Source organism: Pseudomonas sp. H1_D05 (assembly GCF_054682705.1).
Genome location: NZ_CP162825.1, coordinates 2,967,123 through 2,990,206, shown reverse-complemented (window position 1 = coordinate 2,990,206; position 23,084 = coordinate 2,967,123). Strand labels below are relative to the sequence as shown.

Sequence of the window (23,084 nt, the reverse complement as noted above, 5' to 3'; positions counted from 1 at the left end):
TGCACTCCCCTGTGGGAGCGAGCCTGCTCGCGAAGAGGCCCGGTCAGACACCGCAAGTCCCGATGCCCATCGCCAACCTCACCTACGCTTAGGTAGGATGACCCTCTCTCTTTTCGAGGTTGTGCGACATGTTCATCGGCATTCTGCTGGTCATCACCTGGTTGATCCTGCTGTTGCGCTACCCGGCCAAGGCCCTGCCGGTGTCGGTGGCGGCGGCGATTGGCCTGGGTTTCGTGGCCATGTGGGTGGTGTGGCTGGACAACCGCGAGATCAAGCAACTGGCGCGCCTTGAGATGCGTATTGCCTACGCCCCCGAACAATGCCCGGCCGATCGTCCGCTGCAACTGAAAATGAAGAACGGCAACGACGTGCCCCTGACCGAACTGCGCTGGCGCATCGCTGCCTACGCGCCGGGCGACACGGTCAATCTGGCCGACAACCAATACACCGCGCCACGCTATCGCGGCCCCGGCGAATTGCAGGCCGGTGGCGAATGGGAAGACTGTCTGCCCCTGCCACCGCTGCGCCCCGGATATCGCCCGCAAACCCTGGAGTTTCGCGCCGAGCGTTTGCAGGGCAGTTTCTCCGACTGATCCCCTTCCCCACTCTTTTGCACAAGGAATGCGCCATGCCCGTTGCGTTGATTACCGGTTGTTCCAGCGGCATCGGCCGTGCCCTCGCCGACGCGTTCAAAGCCACCGGTTTCGAGGTCTGGGCCAGTGCGCGCAAGACTGAAGACGTGGCGGTGCTGGCGGCAGCCGGGTTCACCGCCGTGCAACTCGACGTCAATGACAATGCGGCGCTGGAACAACTCGCCGAGCGGATCAACCAGCAACACGGCGGCCTCGATGTGCTGATCAACAACGCCGGCTATGGCGCCATGGGACCGCTGCTCGACGGCGGTGTGGCGGCCATGCAGCGTCAATTCGAAACCAACGTGTTTTCGATTGTCGGCGTCACCCGCGCGCTGTTCCCGGTGCTGCGCCGGGCCAAGGGGCTGGTGGTGAATATCGGCAGCGTTTCAGGGGTTCTGGTCACACCGTTCGCCGGTGCGTACTGCGCCTCGAAAGCGGCAGTGCATGCTTTGAGCGATGCCTTGCGCATGGAACTGGCACCGTTCGGCATTCGCGTCATGGAGGTTCAACCGGGGGCAATCCAGTCGAGTTTTGCCAAGAACGCCGGGCATGAAGCCGAACAGTTGATCAATGAACAATCGCCGTGGTTTCCACTGCGTGAGGGCATTCGCGCGCGGGCCAAGGCGTCGCAGGACAAGCCGACCCCGGCCAGTGAGTTTGCCGCTGAACTGTTGAAGGCTGTGCAGCAGAGCAAACCGCCACGGTTGGTTCGTATTGGTAATGGCAGCCGGGCGTTGCCGTTGTTGGCGGCGTTGTTGCCCAAGGGCTTGCTCGAATCGACGTTGATGAAGCGGTTCGGATTGCGCGCAAAGCTCTGAACTAGAGTCGACACCTTCGCGAGCAAGCTCGCTCCCACATTGGCTATCTGTCACACCGAAGATCTCCTGTGGGAGCGAGCTTGCTCGCGAAGAGGCCAGAAAATACACCTCAAACACTCAGGCCCAGCCCTTCATGAAATCAATGAACGCCCGCACTTTCAGCGGCAAATGCCGGGTGTCCGGGTACAGCGCGTACACCCCCTGCTGCGCAAACCGGTAATCCACCAGCAAACGCTGCAACCGCCCGGCATCGAGATCGTCCTGAATCAACCATTGCGGCAGTATCGCCACACCTTGCCCGGTCAATGCAAAGGCTCGCAGCGTTGCCGAGTTATCCGCGACGATGGCGGTGGTTCCCGGTTTCGGCTGGTAGAAATGCTCTGTACCGGCCGGATCGGTCACGGTCAGTTCCGGCACCCGTCCATGCCCTAACGTCGGCATCGACTCCAGCGTGGCCAGCGTGACCACCGGCGCGAAGCGTTCGACCAACCCTGGCGCCGCCACGGCAAATATTTCGAACGTCGACAACTGCACCGCACGCAGATTGGAGTCGTGCATGCGTCCCAGCCGAATCGCCATGTCAAAGCGCTCGGAAATCAGATCGGCATGGGTCGATGATGTGGACAAATGAATATTCAGTTGCGGTTGCTGCTGGCGAAACACTTCCAGCGCCGGCACCACCTGGGCCAGAGCAAACTCGACAGTCGTGGTGATGCGCAAGGTGCCCTTAAGCTGAGCGTGCTCCGAACGCGCCTCTTCGATCGCCAGCCGCGCTTCATCCAATGTGCGCAAACAGCGTCGATAAAAGCGCTCACCGGCATCGGTCAGCGCCAGTTGCCGCGTATTGCGGGTGAGCAAGGTCACGCCCAGTTCTTCCTCCAGGCGCTTGAGGTTGAAACTGACCACGGCGCGCGTTTGCCCCAATGTGTCGGCAGCAGCCGTGAGTGACCCCGCCTCGACCACCGCTTTGAAGGTGTCAAACCGATCCAGACTGACCATATCCAAAGCACTCCTTGTCAAAATGATTTTGACAAACTAGCAGCCAAACCAGCGTTTTCCTATGACCCGAAGCGCCCTACCCTGCACGTCTCATCACAGGGAAGCTGCCATGGCTTATCGCTCGAAAGTCGCGCTGGTGTATTTGTTGGGCTTCGCGCTCGACCTGCTGAACATGTTCGTCGCCAGCATCGCCTACCCCGACATCGCGCAACAATTGCACGCCTCGGTGACGCAACTGGCGTGGATCAGCAACGCCTACATGCTCGGCCTGACGCTGATCATTCCATTGAGCGTGTGGCTGGCGACACGGGTTGGTGAGCGGCGCTTGATCCTCGCCTCGCTGCTGCTGTTCGGTGTGGGCTCGGCACTGGTGGCGCAGGCGGGATCGATTGAAAGCCTGATTGCCTGGCGACTGCTGCAAGGCCTCGGTGGCGGACTGCTGCTGCCGGTGGGCCAGGCCTTGGCGTATCGACAGTTCCCGGCGACGCAACGCGCGCACTTCACCGGAGTGGTGTTGCTGGTGGCGCTGCTGGTGCCAGCACTGTCGCCGGCGGCCGGTGGACTGATCGTTCAAGCGCTGTCGTGGCGCTGGATTTTTTACCTGAATCTGCCGGTGACACTGCTCGCACTTGGGCTTGGCCTGCTCTGGTTGAAAGCCGATCAACCGTTGACTGAACGCCCGACGCTGGACGCGCGCGGCCTGCTGCTGGCAGCCTCGGCGCTAAGTTTACTGTTGATCGCCATCAGTCTGTTGAGCGACGCCGACACCCGTAACCTCGGCATCGCTGCCCTGCTGCTGAGCCTTCTGACCCTGTGCATTTACCTGCGCGATGGCTGGCGCAAACCCGGCGCGATCCTCGACCTGCAACTGATCAAGAACCCGTCGATGCGTCTGGCGATGCTGATTTACCTGTGCGTGCCGGGAGTTTTTACCGGCACCCACATGATTGCCGTGCTGTACCTGCACAACCTCGGTGTCAGCGCGGCACAAACCGGTGCGCTGATGCTGCCGTGGGCGGTCGGTTCGGGCGTGGCGATCATGCTTGGCAAGCGCAGCTTTAACCGCCTCGGCCCCAAGCCATTACTCAGCGCCGGCATGCTCGTGCAAAGCCTGGGCATCGTTTTGCTGATGCGCAGCGAACAACCCGCCAGCACGCCGCTGATCATCGCCTATGCCCTGATGGGGCTGGGCGGTAGCCTGTGCAGCGTCACCGCGCAGACCTTGGCCTTTGTTGGCATCGCGCCAGAAAAAATGGGCCACTCCAGTGCCCTGTGGAACATCAATCGCCAACTCGGTTTCTGCCTCGCGGCGGCGCTGCTCGGCTCACTGCTGGGCGCCTTGGGCGGTGTTGGTTTCCAAGCCTGCTTTATCGCTGCCGCGCTGCTCACGCTGTTGCCGATGGTCGCCGTCCTGCGTTTCGACTCGGCCCACGTGCTCGCGCTATTGAACCCGACTACCCTTGAGGAAAAAACTGCATGAACGACGCCACGCCCTACCTGGACGAAGTGATCCTGGCGCACGAAGCCATCGAACGATGGTTTGCCGTAGAAGAAGATGACGCCGCGCTGCAGCGCTTGCTGGCGCGTTTTTCGCCACGCTTTTCCATGGTGACGCCGTTGGGCCGAGCCCTGGATGTCGATGCCTTGCGCCTGCTGTTCCGAGCCGCAGGCGGACAGAAGAAAGGTTTCAGAATCCAGCTCAGTGAGTTACGTGTGATTGCCTTGCATCAGCGCGGCGCGACCGTGAGTTACCGCGAACAGCAGAGCGATGCGAGCGGTGTGCACACGGATCGGCGTTCGACCGTGGTGTTTGAAAAACTCGAAACCGGGCGGGTGTTGTGGCTGCATTTGCAGGAGACGTTTTGTGCTGATTGAAGATTCGGCATTCTCTGAGACACCGAGCTGCCCTCTTCGCGAGCAAGCTCGCTCCCACAAGGGATCCTGGTTGCGCCGCAGATCCAATGTGGGAGCGAGCTTGCTCGCGAATGGCAGCGACTCGGTTCATCAGTTATCCACAGCGCTCTGATTCACTACCACCGTGCAGGTAATCCCCGCCGCCAGCAGCACACCTTCCGGCACTTCATCAATGTGAATGCGCACCGGCACCCGCTGCGCCAGTCGTACCCAGTTGAACGTCGGGTTTACATCGGCAATCAGCTCGCGGCTTTCCGGGTTGTCGCGGTCATAAATGCCGCGCGAGATGCTCTCCACGTGGCCCTTCAAGACTTCGCCGCTCATCAACTGCATGTCGGCCTTGTCACCGACTTTGACGTGGGGCAGTTTGGTTTCTTCGAAGAAGCCGTAAACCCAGAACGAATTCATGTCGACCACGGCCATTTTCGCCTCGCCGATGCGCGCGTAGTCGCCGCGATGCACATTGAGGTTGGTCACGTAGCCGTCGACGGCGGCGCGCACTTCGGTGCGTTTGAGGTTGAGTTCGGCGGCTTCCAGTTGCGCCTGCGCGTGCTGGTAATCGGCCAGGGCGGCGTCGGCGATGTTGCTGGCGTCGTCGCGGTTTTCCTTGGAGATCACCAGGTTGTCGAGGTCGGCGCGGCGATGAGCATTGACCTTGCGCATCTCCCACGTCGACTTGCGCGAGGCGACCAGCGACTGCGCCTGTTTCACCGCGATGCGGTAGTGCTCAGGGTCGATCTGCATGAGCAGATCGCCCTTCTTCACTAACTGGTTGTCGCGCACCGGTACATCGATCACTTCACCGGTGACGTCGGCGGCGACGTTGATGATGTCGGCGCGTACACGACCATCGCGGGTCCACGGCGTGTTCATGTAGTGCTCCCACAGCGTGCGGCCGATCCACAACGCCAGGGCCAGCACCAACAAGGTCGCGAGCAGGCTGAAAAACTTTTTCATCGGGACGTTCTCAACGGTAGACAGTCAGCGCCATGGCGCCGAACAGACAGGTAAACAGACTCAGACGCAACAGCGCCGGGTGCCAGAAGAAGCGATACAGATCGAACCCGGACAAGAAGCGGTCCACCGCCCAGGCCAGTGCCGCAGCGATGAAAAACATCAAGGTCATGGTCGGCATGTACACGCCGTGGAAGGCGATTTCACGAGGCATGGGCAAGTCCTTCGGGCTTGGCGACGGCGTAGGCAGCGAGTGGAGATTGCGGGTCGAGCAGCGAAGTGCGGATGAAGTGCAGATAGCTCTTCACCCGACGCAATGCTGAGGTATCGAAGTGCGGCGCGAATGGCTCATCGGTCGCCGCCACGCGACTGATCGCATGATCGACAGCGACCAGTGCGCGTTCGAGATTGCTGGCGTTCGGTTGCAGAAACAGCCGCACCAGCGCGCGACCCATTACGCGGATCGCCTGGCGCCACGGTTGCGATTCGGCATAGGCCGGGTGCACCGGCAAAATCGCCTGCTCCTTGCGCAGCTCGATGATCGCGTGGCCGACTTCCAGGACCACGAACATCCAGCGCAGCAGGTTCTTCTGCACCTTCGGCTGCCCGGCCGCGAGACCGTAAGCCTGGTGCAGCAAATCACGGGTGCGACTCTCGAAACTCGACGCCAGGCCTTTGAGCTTTCCGCTGATCGCATAGACCACTTGGCCACGCAGATCCTGCTCCAGCCGTTTCCACAACCAGCGGCTGTTCGGCGGCAGAATAATCGCCCCAGCCGCCGCGCAGACCAGCATGCCCATGACCATGGCGATGTAGTCGTTGATGAAGGTGTACGGGTTGTAGATGGTCAGGTTGTCCGGCACCGAACCGGTGCTGAAAAAGATCAGCAACCCAAGGCCGACACCGGCGTATTGCGGCCGCGACGTGAGGAACGAACCGAGCACGATCACCGGCGCGAGCATCACGCACAGCAGCGGGAAACCATCGATCCACGGGAAGATGAAAAACATCTCGACGAAGCCGATCAGCGCGCCGAGAAACGTGCCGCAGGCCATTTGAAATGCCATACGTTTGGGGTTCGGCGTAGCGGCGGAGAGGCCCACGGTAGCGGCGGCAATCAGCGTCATCGTCGCGCCGCTTGGCCATGCGGTGGCGACCCAGTAACTGCCGAGCACAACCAGAATGAACGAGGCGCGAATGCCCGACGCAGCGGCTGCCCACCAGTTGGTTTGTGGGGTGAACGGCTCGTCCCAGCGCTCACGTTCGTGGCGGTGATCGGCCAATGACGCGTGGGTCTGTGCATAACTGTGCAGGTCGTCGACGAAGCGGTAGAGCAATTCGTAGGCGGTGTGGAAATCCAGTTGTTCGGCTTCGCTCGGGTCAGTGTCCTGAAAGGTTGCCCGCAAGCTTCGAACCCGTGCCGGCAGCCCTTCCTTGTAGGTCGCCAGCGCTGTCGCCAAACGCGCAGCATCGGGGCTGGTCAGGGCACGACCGCTGAAGCCGTCAAGCACTTCGGCGAGATCCTGCAAACCCGGTCTGATCGCGGCAACCACATGTTCTTCGCCATTGCCGCGCAAGCGTTCAAGCAATTGATGCAGAGCGTTGAAGCGCGTGGTGATGCCCATGAACTCGCTGTTCAAACGGCTCAGGCGACCGTTGCGCCGACGCATGTGCGGGTCTTCGAACACGGTCACGCTGCGCAGCCCTTCCAGCCCCACGGCTTCGGCGATAAAGCGCACGTTGCTCACCTCGAAAGCTTCGGCTTTGCTGCGCCCGCGCAGGCCATCGGTGACGAACAGCGCGAACACGCCGAAGCGCTGATACAAGGCGTTGCGCATGGCCGCGCTGGCGGTTTGCGGCAGGATCGCGGCGCTGATCAGGGTTGAGCAGAGAATCCCCAGCGAGATTTCCAGCACCCGCCATACCGCCGCCATAAATGCGCCGTCCGGGTGCGCCAGCGCCGGTAATCCGACCATCGCTGCGGTGTAACCGGCGAGGACGAAACCGTAAGCGCGGAAGTTGCGGCAACGTGCGGCACCGGCCGAGCAGATGCCGACCCAGATCGCCAACGAGCCAAGAAACAGCTCGGTGTTTTGCGCGAACAACGCGATCAACGTGACCATCATCGCCGACCCGGCCAACGTGCCGAGGAAGCGATAGAAACTCTTGGCAAACACCTGGCCGCTCTGCGGCTGCATGACGATGAACACGGTGATCATCGCCGTGCGCGGTTGCGGCAATTCCAGGCGCATGGCCAGCCACAGCGTTAGGAATGCGGCGATCAACACCTTGAAGATGTAGACCCAGGTCACGCCATCGCTGCGCGCCCAGTCGAAGAAACCACGGCGCCATTCCAGGGAGTAGAGCCAGCGCAGGGGTGCGGGCAAGGGGGTCATTCAATTGTGCTCAAGAATTCAGGCAAGACGCGATCCCTGTAGGAGTGAGCCTGCTCGCGATGGCGATTTTACATCCAACATTTCTGTTGACTGATACACCGCTATCGCGAGCAGGCTCACTCCTACAATTTGATGTGTGTTCAACGCAGGAGAACCGGGGTTTTCGGCACTTGGGTTTTCTCGGCGGTCGGCACATCGTTGCCGGCCCCCAGTCCACCGCCCAGCGCCGTCACCAGTTCGGCATGCGCACTCAACCGCGCCGCTTGCACCTGCTGCTGCACCTGCTGCTGCTTGAACAGCAACGTCTGCGCATTGAGCACGTTGAGGTAATCGGTGAGGCCGCGCTGATAAGCGATCATCGCGATGTCGTAGGTCTTCTGCGCCGTGGCCACCGACTCGGCGGCGAAGCCTTGCTGCTTGTCCATCGACTCGCGGCGGATCAACTGATCGGAAATATTCTTCAGCGCATTGACCAGCGTCTGGTTGTAATGCGCCACGGCGATGTCGTAACCGGCGGAGGCTTCACCCAACTCGGCGCGCAGTCGGCCACCGTCGAAGATCGGTAGCGAGATCGCCGGCCCGACGTTGTAGTTGAGTTTCTTGCCGGTCAAAAACTCCAGCGCGCCCCCGCCGGTAGCCATGTAGCCGAGGCTGCCGACCAGATCGACGTTGGGGTAAAACCCGGCATGCGCCACATCGATACCGCGCGCCTGCGCCGCCACTTGCCAGCGACTGGCGACTACATCGGGACGCTGGCCGAGCAATTCGGCGGGCAATGCCGATGGCAGTTTCAGCGCAGCACCGAGGGACAATGTCGGGCGCTGCAACTGTGCGCCCGCCCCCGGACCTTTGCCGGCGAGCGCGGCGATCTGGTTGCGACTCAGGGCGATTTCTTCATCCAGCGCATCGAGCTGACGATGGGTTTCCGGCAACGGCGTTTCGGCCTGGCTGACTTCGAAGTGCGTGCCGATCCCGCCGTTCAAGCGCTTCTGCGCCAGATCGAGAATCTGTTGCTGCTGCTTGAGCGTCGCGGCGACGATGTCGCGCTGCGCGTAATGCAGCGACAGTTCGATGTAGGCGCGGACGATGTTGTTCTGCAATTCCAGCTGCGCCAGCCGCGCCTCGGCGGCGCTCATGTGCGCCAGATCCACCGCCCGCTCGCTGGCATTGCTTTCGCGGCCCCAGAGGTCGAGCGCGTAGCTGAAACCCAACGCGGCGTTGTTATCCCAGGTGGTGGTGTTGGCCAGATCGCCCGGGCCGTAGAACTGATCGGTCGGCCAGTTGTGGCGTTTGAGGGTCGACTCGCCATTGATCTGCAATGACTCGGAGGATTCGGCGACACCGGCCATGGCTTTGGCTTGACGTACTCGCGCAGCGGCCATGGCCATGCTCGGGCTGCCCTGCACGGCGAGGTCGATCCAGCGATTGAGTTGCGGGTCGCCGTAGGCTTGCCACCATTGCGCGGTAGGCCAGTTGGCGTCACGGGCGGCGTGGGCGATGGCATCGTCGGTGGCCAGTGTATTGGCCTCCATTGCCGTGCCCTGTGGGGCAATTCCGTCCGTTGAGATGCAGCCGCCAAGACCCAGGGTAAAAGCCAGAACACTGAGCGGCAAAAGCGCTCTGTTGATGCGACGCGGCACAGCTGCGAATTCCTGAGAGAGGGGATCGATGCTTCCTCTGTAGGAGCTGCCGCAGGCTGCGATTTTTTGATCTTGATTCCCTTAAAACAAAATCAAAAGATCGCAGCCTTCGGCAACGCCTACAGGGATCGGCGCAATTCTATGGAAGGCCCCGTACGGCGATAAGCTGGGATTTCTGTGAATCTTTGTTACGGTTAACGAGATAATCCTTAAGTCTGGGGTCTCAGCCCCCGAAACTTCGTGTCACAATTTGCCATCTCCCTTGAGAGCACCCCATGGACACTTTGCAAAACATGCGCGCCTTCAGTTGTGTCGCCGAAGCCGGCAGCTTCACTGCCGCCGCCGTGCAACTCGACACCACCACCGCCAACGTCTCGCGCGCGGTCTCCAACCTGGAAGCCCACCTGCAAACCCGCTTGCTCAACCGCACCACGCGGCGCATCGCCCTCACCGAAGCGGGCAAACGCTACCTGCTGCGCTGCGAACAGATCCTCGCTTACGTCGAAGAGGCCGAAGCCGAAGCCAGCGACGCCCACGCACGCCCGGCCGGGCAATTGAAAGTGCACACCATGACCGGCATCGGTCAGCACTTCGTCATCGACGCCATTGCCCGCTACCGCAAAACCCACCCGGACGTGACCTTCGACCTGACCCTGGCCAACCGCGTGCCGGACCTGCTCGACGAGGGCTACGACGTGTCCATTGTGCTCGCCAGCGAACTGCCGGATTCGGGTTTTGTGTCGCAACGCCTGGGCATCACCTACAGCATCGTCTGCGCCTCGCCGGCCTACGTGAAAGCCAACGGCGCCGCGCAAAAGCCCAGCGACCTGCTCAACCACGCCTGCCTGCGCCTGGTCAGCCCGGTGATCCCCCTGGAAAAATGGGCCTTCGACGGCCCGGAAGGCCAGGAAATGGTCACCATCAACAGCTCGCCGTTTCTGGTGAACTCCGCCGACGCGATGAAAACCGCGATCACCAGTGGCATGGGCGTGGGCGTGTTGCCGGTGTATGCGGCGATCGAAGGACTGCGCAACGGCACGCTGGTGCGGGTCATGCCGAACTACCGCTCGCAAGAGCTGAACCTGTATGCGATCTACCCGTCGCGGCAATATCTGGATGCGAAAATCAAAACGTGGGTCGAGTATTTGCGCGGCTCGTTGCCGGAGATTCTGGCGGCGCATCAGGCGGAATTGGCGGCCTACGAACTCAGCGGCAGCCTCGCCGGCGCGCGTGTCGCCAACTGATTTTCAACACACCACGAAACCCGTAGGAGCTGCCGCAGGCTGCGTTTTTTGATCTTGATGTTTAATCGCAGCCTACGGCAGAGCCTACAGAAACGGCGATTTCGCGGATGTTTCCGACAGGTTTTGCAGGTTGTCCGTCGGAAGTGCGCTGGCTAGGATTTGGGTGTCGCTGACGCATCAGCGACCGGGTCTGGAAAACCCGATTTCAACTACCAAAGCTCATGGCATACTGCGGCGCTTTTTAGCTCGCAATGTTATGGCGGCTGTGCGCGGGAGGCCCTAGGGCCTGCCGGTTTTGGTGAGTTGACCGGTTTTTCCAGTCCGCGCACAGCTGCCACCCTTTCGCCTGGAAAACGAAAAGTGGCAGCTTCAACTCAACTTGCCACGAGTATGTTTCCTATGTTCAAACCAACGCCTAATCCACCCGAAACCGACGACACCACCCCCTACGAATTCCCCGGTTCGAAGAAATTCCACGAAGCCGCCGAGCGCGCCCTCGACCACTACCTCAAACCCAACGCGTTAACCCTGCGCTTTCACAAACCCAGCACCATGTTCCAGGTCGCACCGGAACAGGACAGCGAAAGCCTGCTGGTCCACGCCTGCGAATCACTGGCACAAGCCAGCCTGATGACCAGCGACATCGCCGCCTACATCGACTTGCCGCAACGGCGCACGATTCTGGCGATTCAGCAGATCATCATGCTCGCTGAACTGGCGGTGAATCGGGTGCTGGATAACCACGAAATCTCCCAATCCCCGGCACACAGCTAAAAGCCCCTCACCCTAACCCTCTCCCGGAGGGAGAGGGGACTGACTGTGGTGTTTGGCAGAGTTACGCCGACGTGAAATACCGAGTCGAATACAAATTCTGAATCAGATCAAGAGCCCCTCACCCTAACCCTCTCCCGGAGGGAGAGGGGATTGACTGTGGTGTATGGCAGAGTTACGCCGACGTGAAATACCGAGTCGAATACAAATTCTGAATCAGATCAAGAGCCCCTCACCCTAGCCCTCTCCCAGAGGGAGAGGGGACTGACTGTGGTGTTTGGCAGAGTTACGCCGACGTGAAATACCGAGTCGAATACAAATTCTGAATCAGATCAAGAGCCCCTCACCCTAGCCCTCTCCCAGAGGGAGAGGGGACTGATCGCGGTGTTTGGGCGAGGTACGCCGACGTGCGATACCGAGTCGAACTCAGACTTTGAAAGCCCAAAAATCGGCTCCCTCTCCCTCGGGAGAGGGCTGGGGTGAGGGGCAGCAAACAACGCAAATCAAAAGCCGAACACCCGTGCTCTTCACCACTCAACAGGATGAGCGTTAGCTCGGCTGCAGCTCTTGATCTGTAAGGCGACGTCGGAAGGCTGAGTGGAGGGATTGATCCGGGCGTGGGAGCGCAGCGACCGTTTGGCGTAGCCAAACACAGCGGGAGTAGGTGCAGCGAAGCAAACCGGAGACGCTGCGCCCGGATCGATCCCGCAGCGAAGGAACCCCGAGCCCCAGCGAGCGGGCCGCACGTAGGAGCAAGCGTTTTTTGCTTACTTTTTTAGGCGTTTGTAAAAAAGTGAGTCGCCGTAAGGGCGAAACCGCCAGCCGCAGCCCCCGAAGCAACGGATATACACCCAAAAACCCAAAGAACATGGTCGGCCCAAAGGCCGCCAAGACACCCCAAAACAAAAATGTTAGCGTGCTTGGTATCAAGCCCGAACAAGAGCCAAAAACGATGAAAAAAACTGTCCTGGCCTTCAGCCGCATCACCCCGCCCATGATCGAACGCCTGCAACAAGAATTCGACGTCATCGTCCCCAATCCAAAGGCCGGCGACATCAACGCCCAATTCAACGAAGCCCTGCCCCACGCCCACGGCCTCATCGGCGTCGGCCGCAAACTCGGCCGCGCACAACTGGAAAACGCCACAAAACTGGAAGTGGTCTCAAGCGTCTCCGTCGGCTACGACAACTACGACCTCGCCTACTTCAACGAACGCGGGATCATGCTCACCAACACCCCCGACGTGCTCACCGAAAGCACCGCCGACCTCGCCTTCGCCCTGATCATGAGCAGCGCCCGCCGCGTCGCCGAACTCGACGCCTGGACCAAGGCCGGCCAATGGCAAGCCAGCGTCGGCGCGCCACTGTTCGGCTGTGACGTCCACGGCAAAACCCTCGGCATCGTCGGCATGGGCAACATCGGCGCCGCCGTCGCCCGCCGTGGCCACTTCGGTTTCAACATGCCGATTATCTACAGTGGCAACAGCCGCAAGACCGAACTCGAAGAACAACTCGGCGCGCAATTTCGCAGCCTCGATCAACTGCTCGCCGAGGCCGATTTCGTCTGCCTGGTAGTGCCGCTCAGCGACAAGACCCGCCACCTCATCAGCCATCGCGAACTGGCCTTGATGAAACCCGACGCGATTCTGGTCAACATCTCTCGTGGCCCGGTCGTCGATGAACCGGCGTTGATCGAAGCCCTGCAAAACAAACGCATTCGTGGCGCTGGTCTCGACGTCTACGAAAAAGAACCGCTGGCCGAATCGCCGCTGTTCCAGTTGAGTAACGCCGTGACCCTGCCGCACATCGGCTCGGCGACGAATGAAACCCGCGAAGCCATGGCCAATCGCGCCCTCGCCAACCTGCGCAGCGCCCTGCTCGGCGAACGCCCGCAGGATCTGGTCAACCCGCAAGTCTGGCGCGGATAAAAAAATATGGGCAAGTGCAACATCGCACTTGCCCGTTAGTTATTGCCATACACAACTTGAAATTGAACAACAAACCAATTCAAACAACAGCGTTATAAGCTCTGCCTGGCTGCCGAATAATCGACAAGCGCTATGGAGAGCCAAAACCTTGAACACCCTGACCACCGACAAACTTATCCGTTACAGCAAAGTTATATTGATGGCCTACATCAGTTTCTTTGGCCTGTTGGTGATGATCCACAACTTCACCGACTATGACTCAAACTACACTTACGTGGCCCATATCCTGAGCATGGACACCACCACTGCCAGCGAAACCATCAAGTATCGGGCCATCGAGTCGCCGATGATTCATCACCGGATTTACTGGTTCATCATTACTTTGGAAGTCACCTACACCGTGCTATGCCTGATGGGTACCTATCAGTTGTTGCGCCATATCAATGCCCCTGCCGAGGTATTCCATGAGGCAAAGAAGTTCTCGATCATGGGCATACTCGCGGCCATCTTCATTTATTACGTGTGCTTGCAAACCGTGGGTGTGGAATGGTTCGACATGGACACTTCGCAATCATGGAATGCCAAGGACTGGGCACGGCATATCGTTGACTTCATCTTCCCGGTGATGATTTACATCACCTTGAAAGTCGAGCGCTGACGTTCAGCGCTCGTTTATTTCAAGCCAACTTTCCCTGTACTGGCGGCACCACTGCTTTCGGTTTACGAAACACCAGCACATTGCCCAGCATCACTAACACCAGACCGACCAGCGCCGGCGCTGTCCATTGGTACCCTTCAGCAAACGCCGAAACGTTGAGCGCCACCACCGGAAACAGCACCGTGCAGTAAGCCGCACGCTCCGGCCCCATGCGCCCGACCAGCGTCAGATACGCGGTGAAACCAATGACGGAACCGGGGATCACCAGATACAGCAGCGCACCGACGTAACGCGGGCTCCAGTCCATGTCGAATGGAATGCCTTTGACCAGGCACCACACCGACAACATCGCTGCGCCATAGGCCATGCCCCAAGCGTTGGTAGTCAGCGGTTTGAGACCGGCCTTCTGCTGCACACTCGAGAGCATGTTGCCCGCCGAGAAACACAAGGTGCCGCACAAGGCCAGGCCGAGTCCCAGCAAGGTTTGCGGGCTGGCGTGATGCCCGGCCAGTTCCGGCCAGAACAACATGCCCAGGCCGAACAGCCCCAGCGCACCGCCCATCAGCACATTGCGCGCGATGCGCTGGCCAAAGAACACCCGCGCATTCAGCGCGTTCCACAGCGTCGCGGTGGAAAACGCCACCGCGACCAGACCGCTGGGGATCCACTGACTGGCGGTCAGGAAACACATGAAGTTGACGCAAAACAGGCACAGACCCTGAGCCACGCAGATCAGATGCCCGCGGCGGTTCATCGGCTGCAAGCGACGGCTGAGCAGCAACAGCGCAAACAGCACCAGCGCGGCGAGACCGAAGCGATAGACGATCGACACCGGAATCGCCACCACGCCAAGCTGCCATTTCAGGGCAATCCAAGTGGTGCCCCAGATCAGCACGGTCAGCAAATACAACGACAGGTTCATGGCAGACACTCCTCGGTAGGCCTTGAGTGTCCGTCCGGGTCAGGCTTGTGCGCTTGCAGATTCTTGCGCTTTTGTCTGGCGGCAGGCTGGCAGCGCGGTGTCTACGGAGTAGGATGCAAGGCGTTGAAGAGAACCGACCATGGCCGCCATCGATACCCTGCAAGTCTTTCAAGCGTTGAACAGCTCGCCGAACGCACGCCTGGTGCACAGCGCCGAGCTCGGTGACGGCTTGTCTGCCGCTTTGTGGACCAACCACCACGATGCGCAGGATTATGAGGCGCCAAGCCACCACACGTTGTCCTGCTACATCGCCGGTGGCACCGGCACCTTTCGTCGCGATCAACCCGGGCAAAAAGGCGGGCCGGACAAGTTGTGCATCCTGCCGGCCGATCATGAATCGGGCTGGGTGATCAACGGTGATATTCGCTTGGCGCACCTGTATTTCAGCGCCGAACAATTCGCCCTCGGTTGCGTCACGCTGCTCGATCGCGAACCCCGCGAGATGCAGTTGCGCGAGCAGACCTTTCTCGAAGACGCGCAACAGGCGCAACGCTTCCGGCAGTTGCTGACGCTGAATTGGGACGAGCCAGCCGAGCGTCTGCTAACCAGCAGCCTCGCCCATGAGTTGATCAGCCACACTTTGCTCAGTCAGGTCGGCGCGCGTCAGGGTTTGCGATTGAAGGGCGGACTGGCACCACACCAGCGTCGGCAACTGGTGGAGTTCATCGACAACCAGTTGGCCGAGCCGATCAGCCTCGGTCAACTGGCCGGATTGTGTGCGCTGTCGGAATACCACTTTGCGCGGATGTTTCGTACCAGTTTCGGCCTGCCGCCGCATCAATATGTGCTGGCGCGGCGCCTGAGCCGGGCGCGGGAGTTGTTGCGCGGCACGGCGTTGCCGTTGGGTGAGATTGCGCTGACGTGCGGGTTTGCCAGCGCGAGTCATTTCACCAATCGGTTCAAGCAGATTTTGGGAGGAACACCTGGCGAGTATCGACAGGCGTTTTTACGATGACTTATTCCGCAATTACTCAAAGCTCTGCCATCGCCACAGCTCAAACGAATCAATATACGGTGTCCCAAAATAGACCCTATAGTAGATAGAAACACGCGCAATACTCGCTATTTCTTTGTCCAGCAGGGGTACCTGATAATCGATCCACCCGAGCTTGTTTTCGAAGCGTTTCAACACGTTTCCAGATGGTTCGTAAAACTCGATATGCGATACATTCTGGGTCGCAAAAACATCTAATGCAAAGCGCAAACGGTGAACTTTTTCAGGTTTCAGAACAATCCGAAGTTCGGCAGAATCATTTTCATTCTGGTGGTCACCGCTGCATTGAATCCCGGTCCCCTCGAACTGACCCTCCACATAACGCTGATCCGACTCAAACAAAATCGTCGACATAGAAGCGCCGTTTTCGCCACCGAGCGTTTGTAGAGAAAAATGTTCAAGATCCAGACTCGAAAATCTCTCCGGTGAATCAGGCTTCACACCGTTGAAGTCTTCTTTCGCAATGAGCTTTAAAAAATAACCCTCGGCTCCAGCTACATGGTCATTTGACATGGCAATACTCTCTTCCAAAGACATTGAGAAGACAGTACACATTTAAATCCTCCCCAAAGCACCTGTCATAACTGACAGGCACTTAGATCGTTTTACAATTACCATGCAGTAGCTGAGAACGAAAATACCTATAAGGGGCCGCCGAAAAGCGCATTAACTTCACTGTTCTCAAAACTCCAAGGTACTCGACAACGAAACCTGCCTCGCATCCCCCATCGACACAAAGAACCGGCTCGCCGCCGAGGTGTAGTACGTGCGATCAAACAGGTTCTTCACATTCAGCTGAAACTTGACCTTCTGCCCCTCAACCCTGGTGTCGTAAGTGGCAAACGCATCCGCCACGGTATAACTCGGCAGATCAAAATCATTCACCGCGTTACCCGCACGCTCACCGACATAACGCGCCCCGGCGCCGACACGCAGCTGGTCGCCGCCGATCACACTGCCGAAGTCATACACCGCCGACAACGAACCGGAATTCTTCGCCACGTTTTGCAGGCGCTTGCCTTTGTAGTCCGGGTCTTCGGTCACTTCGGCATCGGTGTAGGCGTAGCTGCCAATCATGCTCCAGTGGTCGCTCAACTGACCGGTCAGGTCCATTTCCAGACCGCGCGAACGCACCTCACCGGCCGCACTGTAAATCGTCGTCGGGCCTTCGGAATTGGCCACCAGCACGTTGCGTTTCTTGATGTCGAACAATGCGATGTTGCCGGTGACACGCCCCGGCATGTCCAGCCGCGCACCCAGCTCCCACGACTTGGCTTCTTCCGGGGCGATGCTGCCGTCGAGCACGGTGCTGCTGCCACTCAGCGGGGCGATGGTCGAGTTGGGTTTGAACGATTCGGTGTAGCTGCCGTAGAACGACAAGGCGTCGGTGTAGCGATACACCAGACCTGCGCGCGGGACGAACTTCTGGCCGTTGCTGTCGGTGTTGGCCTTGAACGGCACGCCTTTGCCGGCGTACTGGTCGTATTCCTGGAAGCGCCCGCCGGCGACCAGAATCCACTGCTCGTTGAGGTGAATCGAGTCCTGCAGGAACACCGAATCGCTGCGCAGTTCATCGGTCTGCGCGCTGTCGGGAGCGCTGACCGTCGTACCGGCGACCTCGCGGCCGTACACCGGATTGAGGTAGCTGAAGGTGGTCAGGCTTTTCTGGCGGATCAAGTCCTCGCGGTAGATCTTGCGGTACTCGTCATCGACGCCGAACACCAGGTCATGCTGCATGCCCAGCACATTGACCTTGCCTTCGAGGCTGGCAGTGGTGAAACGGTCGGTGCTGATCGCGTTCTGGGTGCCGTCCATGCTGCGGGTCAGCGTGCCCTTTTTGGTGTCGATGGCGGTCACGCGGACCTGGCTGGCGTCGTAGGTTTCGCGGTTCCAGCTGTAGCCGAAGTGGGCTTTCCAGTCGTCGTTGAGCTCGTGATCGGCTTCAAAGTGATACAGGTCCGAACGGCCTTCCATGTTGTTGAACGGTTCGTCGAGGCGTTCTTTGCGCGAGATGTCCAGCGGATGATTGGTGCGCGGATCGATCAGCGTGCCACGGTCGAACGGCGTGAGAAATTCGCGGTGTTCGTAGGCGAACAACAGCTTGGTGCTCTCGCCGAACCAAGCCAGCGACGGGGCGATCAGGGTTTCACGGTGGGTGCCGAAGTTGCGCCAGTAATCTTCGTCTTCGTGGTCGAGCACCATGCGATAGGCCAGCCCGGAATCGCCCAACGGGCCGGTGCTGTCGAAGGTGCCACCGCTGCCGTTCTTGCCGTCACCGTAAGTCGAACCGCGCAAGGTCAGCGCATTGTATTGAGTAAGTTCAGGCTTCTTGCTGACCAGGTTGACCACGCCACCCGGGTCTTGAATCCCGTAGAGCAACGAGGCCGGGCCTTTGAGCACTTCAACCCGATCGACCGTGGCGTTCATGCCACGGCCCTGCACGATCGGCATGCCGTCGCGCATGATCGAGCCATTACGGTTGTCACCGAAACCGCGCGTCATCACCGAATCCTGAGTGCTACCCAAAGTATTGCCCTGGGTGATGCCACTGACGTTGGCCAGTGCGTCATCCAGATTGCGCGGCGCCTGATCGCGGATGACTTGCGCCGGGATGACATTGACGGTTTGCGGGACTTCCTGAAGCGAAGCTGAGGAGCGCATCACCGAACTGGTCTCCGGTGGCTGGTAGCTCATCGATTCATCGCGGGTCGAGGTGATGGTCGTGGCGCCGAGATTCAGCGCACCTTCAGTAGGCTGAGGCTCCAGCGCCAGCGTGTGGCTATCGGTGCGGCGGAAGTTGAGGCCAGAGCCACTGAGCAAGCGTTGCAGTGCCTGCTCGGCACTCATCTGGCCATTGACGGCAGGAGCTGTCAGGCCGTAGGGCGCTTCGTCGGTGTAGACCACGCTTTGCCCGGTGACGCGGCTGAAGTCGCTCAAGGCTTGCGGCAGCGGTTTGGCGACCAGGGAAAAGTTGAACTGCTTTTGCGCCTGGCTGCTGATGGTTTCAGCGGCGAGCGCGACGCTCAGCGGCAACAGCGCCAATGCCGAAAAGCTCAGTGCCGAAACGCCTAACCATTGTTTGACCGAACCCGATTTTGCCCTGGACTTCATTGCTCAATGACCTGTGTAGAACCGCAACGGATGCGAATGACTCGCAGTTTCAGTCACTACACGGATGGGGCTGAGGTTTACCTCACCAACATTTGAAAATTATTTTTTGTGGTGTTCGATCGGGTTCCATCGCGAGCAGGCTCACTCCTACATTTGGAATGCGTTCCCCTGTGGGAGCGAGCCTGCTCGCGAAGAGGCCAGCAGCCTCAACGCAAAATAATCAGATGACCCAACACCTGATGCTGCTCAAACCCCATCACCCCTTGCAGCGAACTCAACACGGCCTGCGGATCCTTGCTCGGAAAACTGCCACTGACCTTGCGCGCCGCCAGCTCATCGTTGAGCAACACAATCCGCCCGGGGTAATAACGGCGCAAATCCTCCACCACATCAGCCAGTGTCGACTTGTAATAAGTCAGCCAGCCCTGACGCCAGGCCAACTGCGTCTCACTGTCCACCGTATGCAGTTTTTCTGCCGTACCGTCACCGTAAGCGACCTGCTGCCCGGCCGTAAGAATTTGCTGCTCAGCATCACGATCCGCCGTCACACCAACGCGCCCCGACAACACCGTAACCTGCGCACCGTGAGGTTGCAGGCGCACTTCGAATTGCGTGCCGAGCACCCGCGCCTCACCCTGCTCCGCCGCAACCACAAACGGATCCCCCGTATGTGTGACGCTGAAGAAACCGGCACCGCGACGCAATTGCACATGCCGCTCGCCATGACTGAAATCCACGGCAATCGCACTGTCGCCATCCAGCGTCACTTGCGATTGATCGGCCAGTGTCACCGTGCGGATCTCACCGGGTGCCGAGACATAATCGGCGCCCAGATCATCGATCCAGCGCTGCGGCTGCCAACGGGTGCCAAGGCTGACCATCAGCAACAGACACGCGGCCATCGCCAGCGCGCCCGACCAGCGCAAAACGGGCAAACGACGCGGGCGGTCCATCGCATGAAGGTAACCCTGCAACGCGAAGGCTTCTTCATCGGCCAATGTTCGCGCCGGGCCTTCACTCAACTCCCACACAACCTGAGCCTGTGCGTAAGCTTCGGCGTGCGCCGGATCGGCCCGCAGCCATTGGCTGAAGGTCAGTTGATCGCCGGCACTCGGCCGATCATGCAGCAGGCTCAACCAGGCAAACGCGGCCTGCTCTTGCGCGGGCGTGGGGATAACGGAATCGGCGGGCTTCACGGTGCTTTCCCTGGCAGGCGTGGCGCGGGTTCGCGCAGGCTGGCCTTGCAGGCCTCGAGGGCGCGCATCATATGTTTTTCCACGGCACTTTGGGACAGGCCCATGGCTTTGGCGATTTCCGCATACTTGCGGCCGTGAATGCGATTGAGCAAAAAGATTTGCCGGGTGCGCTCGGGCAAGGCGCGCAACGCCGCTTCGACATGTTTCAGATCATTGCCCGCTTCCAGCGCCGCTTGCGGTTCGCTGCCGTGGCTGTGCGGCGCGTCCGGTTGCCAACCTTCGTTGACCCGCGTGCGCGTGCCTTCGCTGCGCAGATGATCGATGGCGATGTTGCCGGCGCAGCGCAACAGATAGGTACTGAGCTCTTCGACCTGCACCAGCGGCCGCCGCCAGAAACGCAGAAACAGATCCTGCACCAGGTCCGCCGCCGTCGCCCGACAACCGACGCGCCGGTTCACCAGCGCTTCCATTTGCGAACGCTGGGACAGGAACACCTGAAGAAAATGCGCACGCGCGCCCCGCGGCTCGTCGTCGCGGGATTCCGGCGGCAGACCGATCAGCACTTCAGCACTGCGCCCATGCGGCGACCGGGCTGGCCAGCAGACTGACCCCGGCCAGCGCCAATACGAAACGCGGGCGATACGGCAGCAACAAGACCAACGCCAAGGCGCTGAGCATCAGCACGGCGAACCAGTCGACCAGGCCGAAGCTCCAGCCGTTGGCCTTCACCGCCGCCCAAAGCGACAAACACAGCAATAACCATCCGCCGACTTTCAGGCCCTGACGGCGACGCGTGGACGGTTTGTGACCGAGCAATTCATCGTGGTGGCGAGGCATCGACAGGCACAACGCGGTGAATCCGGTGTAGGTGAGCAACAAGGGCAAGAGCATCAGTTCGCCCCTTGTTCAAGGGTGATCGGCCGGGCCTGTTCGCGGCGGGGCTTTTTAATGCTGACGGTGCTGCCGGCACGCTGCATTTTCCACGCGGCCCAAGCCAGGAAGAAACCGGTTGCGAGGCACGTCAGATCAAACCCGGCTAACGCCCAATCACCCTGCATCAGGCTGACGGCGAGATTCCACGGGGTGGTCAGCGCATTGACCAGCGGCACCGCGACAAACAGCGCGGCGCTCAGGGTGAGTTGCTCAACCCAGGCCTTTCGTCCCGGACGCAGCAGCGCGTGCAGCACACTCAAAGCCCAAGCGATAAAGAACGCATTCACCTCCCAATCTGCGCGCTCGGCAAAGCTCACTGACAACAGTCGATTAGCCAGGAAAAATACAGCCACCGCCGCAACCAAGCCGGCCATGCTGGCGATGTTCAGCACTTCAACCAACCGCAGCTCGAACGGCATCAGGCCGCTCTTGGCGTGTTTGAGTTGACGCTTGCCCAACCAGATCACCAGCCCGGTGCCGATCATCGCCGTGCCGGCCAATCCGCAAATGAAATACAGCCAACGCAGGAGCGGCCCGGCGAAGTGGCCCATGTGCAAGCCATAGAACGCACCACCCACCGCCATCGCCATTGGCTGCTCCGGTGTGCTGCCGAGCATTTGCCCGGTCACCCCGTTGAAGGTCACGGCGCGGCCGAAATCATGCACCACACGGTCGCCCGCACGGGACAGCACCACCGTGGCATTGGCATCCCCCGGATTGCTCACTGACAGACGCGCCGTGTGGCCGCCCGACCACTGCTCGCTGGCCTTGCTCAACAGCGGCGCCATGGCCGCCAACGGTGCCGCGCTGTCGGCGCGTTCGGGCGTTTTCGAGGCGGGGAAAACTTCGTCATAAAACGTGCGCACGTCACTGCCGTACGACGCGACGATGCTCGCCGGCATGACCATCGACATGAAAATCACCAGGCTGCTGTAGGTGATCATCAAATGAAACGGCAACACCAGCACACCCACCGCGTTATGCCCGTCGAGCCAGGAGCGCTGCCCCTTGCGCGGGCGGAAGGTGAAGAAGTCCTTGAAGATTTTCTTGTGGGTGATGATCCCGGTGATCAGCGTAACGAACATCACCATCGCGGCAATCGTCGCCAGCCAGCGGCCCCACGGATAGGGCATTTGCAACTGGAAGTGGAAGCGATAGAAGAACTCGCCGCCCATGCTGTCGCGGCCCTGCACTTCGGCGCCGGTCTGCGCGTCGAGGGTTTTCGACTCGAAGCGCCCGCGCTCACCGGGATTGGCCGGCACTGGCTGCCAGCGCACGGTCAGGCCGGGATCTCGGGCATCAGGCAAATCGATCAGCCAGCGTGAGGCGCCGGCCGCGTGTTGCTGCAGATAATCCTGGGCCAGCGTCAGGCTCGTCTCGGCACTCACCGATCGCGCGGGGATTTCCGGCTGCATCCAGTGGCTGATCTCATCTTTGAAATAGGCCAGCGTCCCGGTCAGGAAAATCGCGAACAGCAACCAGCCGAACAGCAGTCCGGCCCAGGTGTGCAGCCAGGCCATCGCCTGACGAAAGCCCTCTTTCATGCCAGGCCCAATCCACGTGCTGCGCCAGAGATGGTCGCCAGAATCACGCTTGGCACCAGCAAACCGACCCAGGCCGACCACGCCGTACGACAGGCGAAACACCAGAGCACCGCCACCAGATAGACCAGAAAGGAAATGGTCATGCCGGTCACCACCGCTTCGGCGCGGCTCAACGGCAGCCACAGCGTCAGGGTGACACTGGCCAGCGCCGCGACGAGATAGCCGCCAAACACCGCCGCCAACACCCGTGAGGTGACGGCCAGACGATAAGACATGGGAAGTGTGGCGAGCTTGCCTTTCATGTTTCGACCCTGAAACGAAAAACGTCCGGCCGATCAGCCGAACCTACAGGCGAGCAATATTAATGA

General features: G+C 60.2%; 22 protein-coding genes. 9 read left to right on the top strand and 13 right to left on the bottom strand.

Annotated elements, in window-relative coordinates; genetic code table 11:
* Positions 1-128 precede the first annotated feature (128 nt).
* On the top strand, positions 129-593 hold the full coding sequence (locus tag AB4O11_RS13365; RefSeq protein WP_122609540.1) for a multidrug transporter: 465 nt from the start codon (positions 129-131) through the stop codon (positions 591-593).
* A 35-nt stretch (positions 594-628) separates the two neighbouring features.
* A complete protein-coding gene (locus tag AB4O11_RS13360) occupies positions 629-1,453 on the top strand; it encodes an SDR family oxidoreductase (protein WP_414926646.1) in 825 nt (274 codons plus the stop codon).
* Between the two features lie 117 nt (positions 1,454-1,570).
* On the opposite strand, the gene AB4O11_RS13355 is transcribed toward AB4O11_RS13360, so the two are convergent.
* Positions 1,571-2,452, bottom strand: a complete 882-nt coding sequence (locus AB4O11_RS13355) for a LysR family transcriptional regulator (RefSeq protein ID WP_460130875.1) — start codon at positions 2,450-2,452, stop codon at positions 1,571-1,573.
* Positions 2,453-2,561: 109 nt separating this feature from the next.
* Here AB4O11_RS13355 and AB4O11_RS13350 point away from each other — a divergent pair, with 109 nt between their 5' ends.
* Complete coding sequence (locus tag AB4O11_RS13350; protein ID WP_460130872.1) at positions 2,562-3,932, top strand: MFS transporter; 1,371 nt, start codon at positions 2,562-2,564, stop codon at positions 3,930-3,932.
* Positions 3,929-4,327, top strand: coding sequence for a DUF4440 domain-containing protein (locus AB4O11_RS13345; protein WP_460130870.1), 399 nt, complete (start codon positions 3,929-3,931; stop codon positions 4,325-4,327). Before AB4O11_RS13350 ends, AB4O11_RS13345 begins: the two co-directional genes overlap by 4 nt.
* Positions 4,328-4,456: 129 nt before the next feature.
* Here AB4O11_RS13345 and AB4O11_RS13340 read toward each other — a convergent pair whose 3' ends face one another.
* The 4 genes from AB4O11_RS13340 to AB4O11_RS13325 all read right to left on the bottom strand — a co-directional run bounded on the left by AB4O11_RS13340 (position 4,457) and on the right by AB4O11_RS13325 (position 9,356).
* Positions 4,457-5,323, bottom strand: a complete 867-nt coding sequence (locus AB4O11_RS13340; protein WP_038357606.1) for an efflux RND transporter periplasmic adaptor subunit — start codon at positions 5,321-5,323, stop codon at positions 4,457-4,459.
* 10 nt (positions 5,324-5,333) lie between these two features.
* On the bottom strand, positions 5,334-5,534 hold the full coding sequence (locus AB4O11_RS13335) for a DUF1656 domain-containing protein (RefSeq protein WP_007914106.1): 201 nt from the start codon (positions 5,532-5,534) through the stop codon (positions 5,334-5,336).
* Positions 5,524-7,716 carry an FUSC family protein gene (locus AB4O11_RS13330; protein WP_460130868.1) on the bottom strand — a complete coding sequence of 731 codons (2,193 nt, stop codon included), beginning with the start codon at positions 7,714-7,716 and terminating at the stop codon, positions 5,524-5,526. The genes AB4O11_RS13335 and AB4O11_RS13330 overlap by 11 nt, the downstream gene beginning before the upstream one ends.
* Before the next feature lie 140 nt (positions 7,717-7,856).
* Positions 7,857-9,356 (bottom strand): efflux transporter outer membrane subunit, encoded by a 1,500-nt coding sequence (locus tag AB4O11_RS13325; RefSeq protein ID WP_460130866.1) that lies wholly within the window; start codon positions 9,354-9,356, stop codon positions 7,857-7,859.
* A 275-nt stretch (positions 9,357-9,631) separates the two neighbouring features.
* On the opposite strand from AB4O11_RS13325, the gene AB4O11_RS13320 reads away from it, so the two are divergent.
* The 4 genes from AB4O11_RS13320 to AB4O11_RS13305 all read left to right on the top strand — a co-directional run bounded on the left by AB4O11_RS13320 (position 9,632) and on the right by AB4O11_RS13305 (position 13,956).
* Positions 9,632-10,600, top strand: a complete 969-nt coding sequence (locus AB4O11_RS13320; RefSeq protein ID WP_007914118.1) for a LysR family transcriptional regulator — start codon at positions 9,632-9,634, stop codon at positions 10,598-10,600.
* Positions 10,601-10,999: 399 nt separating this feature from the next.
* On the top strand, positions 11,000-11,374 hold the full coding sequence (locus AB4O11_RS13315; protein WP_093436220.1) for a DUF6124 family protein: 375 nt from the start codon (positions 11,000-11,002) through the stop codon (positions 11,372-11,374).
* 949 nt (positions 11,375-12,323) lie between these two features.
* Entirely contained in the window at positions 12,324-13,298 is a 975-nt protein-coding gene (locus AB4O11_RS13310) for a 2-hydroxyacid dehydrogenase (RefSeq protein WP_099758044.1), read from the top strand.
* Between the two features lie 148 nt (positions 13,299-13,446).
* Positions 13,447-13,956, top strand: coding sequence for a DUF2165 family protein (locus tag AB4O11_RS13305; protein ID WP_093436210.1), 510 nt, complete (start codon positions 13,447-13,449; stop codon positions 13,954-13,956).
* A gap of 19 nt (positions 13,957-13,975) precedes the next feature.
* On the opposite strand, the gene AB4O11_RS13300 is transcribed toward AB4O11_RS13305, so the two are convergent.
* A complete protein-coding gene (locus AB4O11_RS13300) occupies positions 13,976-14,878 on the bottom strand; it encodes a DMT family transporter (RefSeq protein ID WP_460130861.1) in 903 nt (300 codons plus the stop codon).
* A gap of 139 nt (positions 14,879-15,017) precedes the next feature.
* Between AB4O11_RS13300 and AB4O11_RS13295 the strand changes: the two genes are divergently transcribed.
* On the top strand, positions 15,018-15,893 hold the full coding sequence (locus tag AB4O11_RS13295) for a helix-turn-helix domain-containing protein (protein WP_460130859.1): 876 nt from the start codon (positions 15,018-15,020) through the stop codon (positions 15,891-15,893).
* A gap of 12 nt (positions 15,894-15,905) precedes the next feature.
* On the opposite strand, the gene AB4O11_RS13290 is transcribed toward AB4O11_RS13295, so the two are convergent.
* The 7 genes from AB4O11_RS13290 to AB4O11_RS13260 form a co-directional block, all read right to left on the bottom strand.
* Positions 15,906-16,487 carry a hypothetical protein gene (locus AB4O11_RS13290; protein ID WP_093436202.1) on the bottom strand — a complete coding sequence of 194 codons (582 nt, stop codon included), beginning with the start codon at positions 16,485-16,487 and terminating at the stop codon, positions 15,906-15,908.
* Between the two features lie 126 nt (positions 16,488-16,613).
* The gene (locus AB4O11_RS13285) at positions 16,614-19,043 is read right to left on the bottom strand and encodes a TonB-dependent siderophore receptor (RefSeq protein ID WP_320335756.1); all 2,430 of its coding nucleotides are present in this window, start codon (positions 19,041-19,043) and stop codon (positions 16,614-16,616) included.
* Positions 19,044-19,249: 206 nt separating this feature from the next.
* Complete coding sequence (locus tag AB4O11_RS13280) at positions 19,250-20,239, bottom strand: FecR family protein (protein ID WP_460130856.1); 990 nt, start codon at positions 20,237-20,239, stop codon at positions 19,250-19,252.
* Entirely contained in the window at positions 20,236-20,802 is a 567-nt protein-coding gene (locus tag AB4O11_RS13275) for an RNA polymerase sigma factor (protein WP_116254636.1), read from the bottom strand. Before AB4O11_RS13275 ends, AB4O11_RS13280 begins: the two co-directional genes overlap by 4 nt.
* 1 nt (position 20,803) lies before the next feature.
* A complete protein-coding gene (locus tag AB4O11_RS13270; protein WP_093436188.1) occupies positions 20,804-21,130 on the bottom strand; it encodes a DUF3325 domain-containing protein in 327 nt (108 codons plus the stop codon).
* Positions 21,130-22,716: a PepSY-associated TM helix domain-containing protein gene (locus AB4O11_RS13265; protein WP_460130853.1), complete on the bottom strand. Its 1,587-nt coding sequence runs from the start codon at positions 22,714-22,716 to the stop codon at positions 21,130-21,132. Before AB4O11_RS13265 ends, AB4O11_RS13270 begins: the two co-directional genes overlap by 1 nt.
* Positions 22,713-23,018 carry a DUF3649 domain-containing protein gene (locus AB4O11_RS13260; RefSeq protein ID WP_016986986.1) on the bottom strand — a complete coding sequence of 102 codons (306 nt, stop codon included), beginning with the start codon at positions 23,016-23,018 and terminating at the stop codon, positions 22,713-22,715. The genes AB4O11_RS13265 and AB4O11_RS13260 overlap by 4 nt, the downstream gene beginning before the upstream one ends.
* Positions 23,019-23,084: the final 66 nt, after the last annotated feature.

Coding starts and splice junctions, on each gene's coding strand:
- AB4O11_RS13365 (WP_122609540.1), top strand. CDS start 129: ATGTTCATCGGCATTCTGCTGGTCATCACCTGGTTGATCCTGCTGTTG.
- AB4O11_RS13360 (WP_414926646.1), top strand. CDS start 629: ATGCCCGTTGCGTTGATTACCGGTTGTTCCAGCGGCATCGGCCGTGCC.
- AB4O11_RS13355 (WP_460130875.1), bottom strand. CDS start 2,452: ATGGTCAGTCTGGATCGGTTTGACACCTTCAAAGCGGTGGTCGAGGCG.
- AB4O11_RS13350 (WP_460130872.1), top strand. CDS start 2,562: ATGGCTTATCGCTCGAAAGTCGCGCTGGTGTATTTGTTGGGCTTCGCG.
- AB4O11_RS13345 (WP_460130870.1), top strand. CDS start 3,929: ATGAACGACGCCACGCCCTACCTGGACGAAGTGATCCTGGCGCACGAA.
- AB4O11_RS13340 (WP_038357606.1), bottom strand. CDS start 5,323: ATGAAAAAGTTTTTCAGCCTGCTCGCGACCTTGTTGGTGCTGGCCCTG.
- AB4O11_RS13335 (WP_007914106.1), bottom strand. CDS start 5,534: ATGCCTCGTGAAATCGCCTTCCACGGCGTGTACATGCCGACCATGACC.
- AB4O11_RS13330 (WP_460130868.1), bottom strand. CDS start 7,716: ATGACCCCCTTGCCCGCACCCCTGCGCTGGCTCTACTCCCTGGAATGG.
- AB4O11_RS13320 (WP_007914118.1), top strand. CDS start 9,632: ATGGACACTTTGCAAAACATGCGCGCCTTCAGTTGTGTCGCCGAAGCC.
- AB4O11_RS13315 (WP_093436220.1), top strand. CDS start 11,000: ATGTTCAAACCAACGCCTAATCCACCCGAAACCGACGACACCACCCCC.
- AB4O11_RS13310 (WP_099758044.1), top strand. CDS start 12,324: ATGAAAAAAACTGTCCTGGCCTTCAGCCGCATCACCCCGCCCATGATC.
- AB4O11_RS13300 (WP_460130861.1), bottom strand. CDS start 14,878: ATGAACCTGTCGTTGTATTTGCTGACCGTGCTGATCTGGGGCACCACT.
- AB4O11_RS13295 (WP_460130859.1), top strand. CDS start 15,018: ATGGCCGCCATCGATACCCTGCAAGTCTTTCAAGCGTTGAACAGCTCG.
- AB4O11_RS13290 (WP_093436202.1), bottom strand. CDS start 16,487: ATGTGTACTGTCTTCTCAATGTCTTTGGAAGAGAGTATTGCCATGTCA.
- AB4O11_RS13285 (WP_320335756.1), bottom strand. CDS start 19,043: ATGAAGTCCAGGGCAAAATCGGGTTCGGTCAAACAATGGTTAGGCGTT.
- AB4O11_RS13270 (WP_093436188.1), bottom strand. CDS start 21,130: ATGCTCTTGCCCTTGTTGCTCACCTACACCGGATTCACCGCGTTGTGC.
- AB4O11_RS13265 (WP_460130853.1), bottom strand. CDS start 22,716: ATGAAAGAGGGCTTTCGTCAGGCGATGGCCTGGCTGCACACCTGGGCC.
- AB4O11_RS13260 (WP_016986986.1), bottom strand. CDS start 23,018: ATGAAAGGCAAGCTCGCCACACTTCCCATGTCTTATCGTCTGGCCGTC.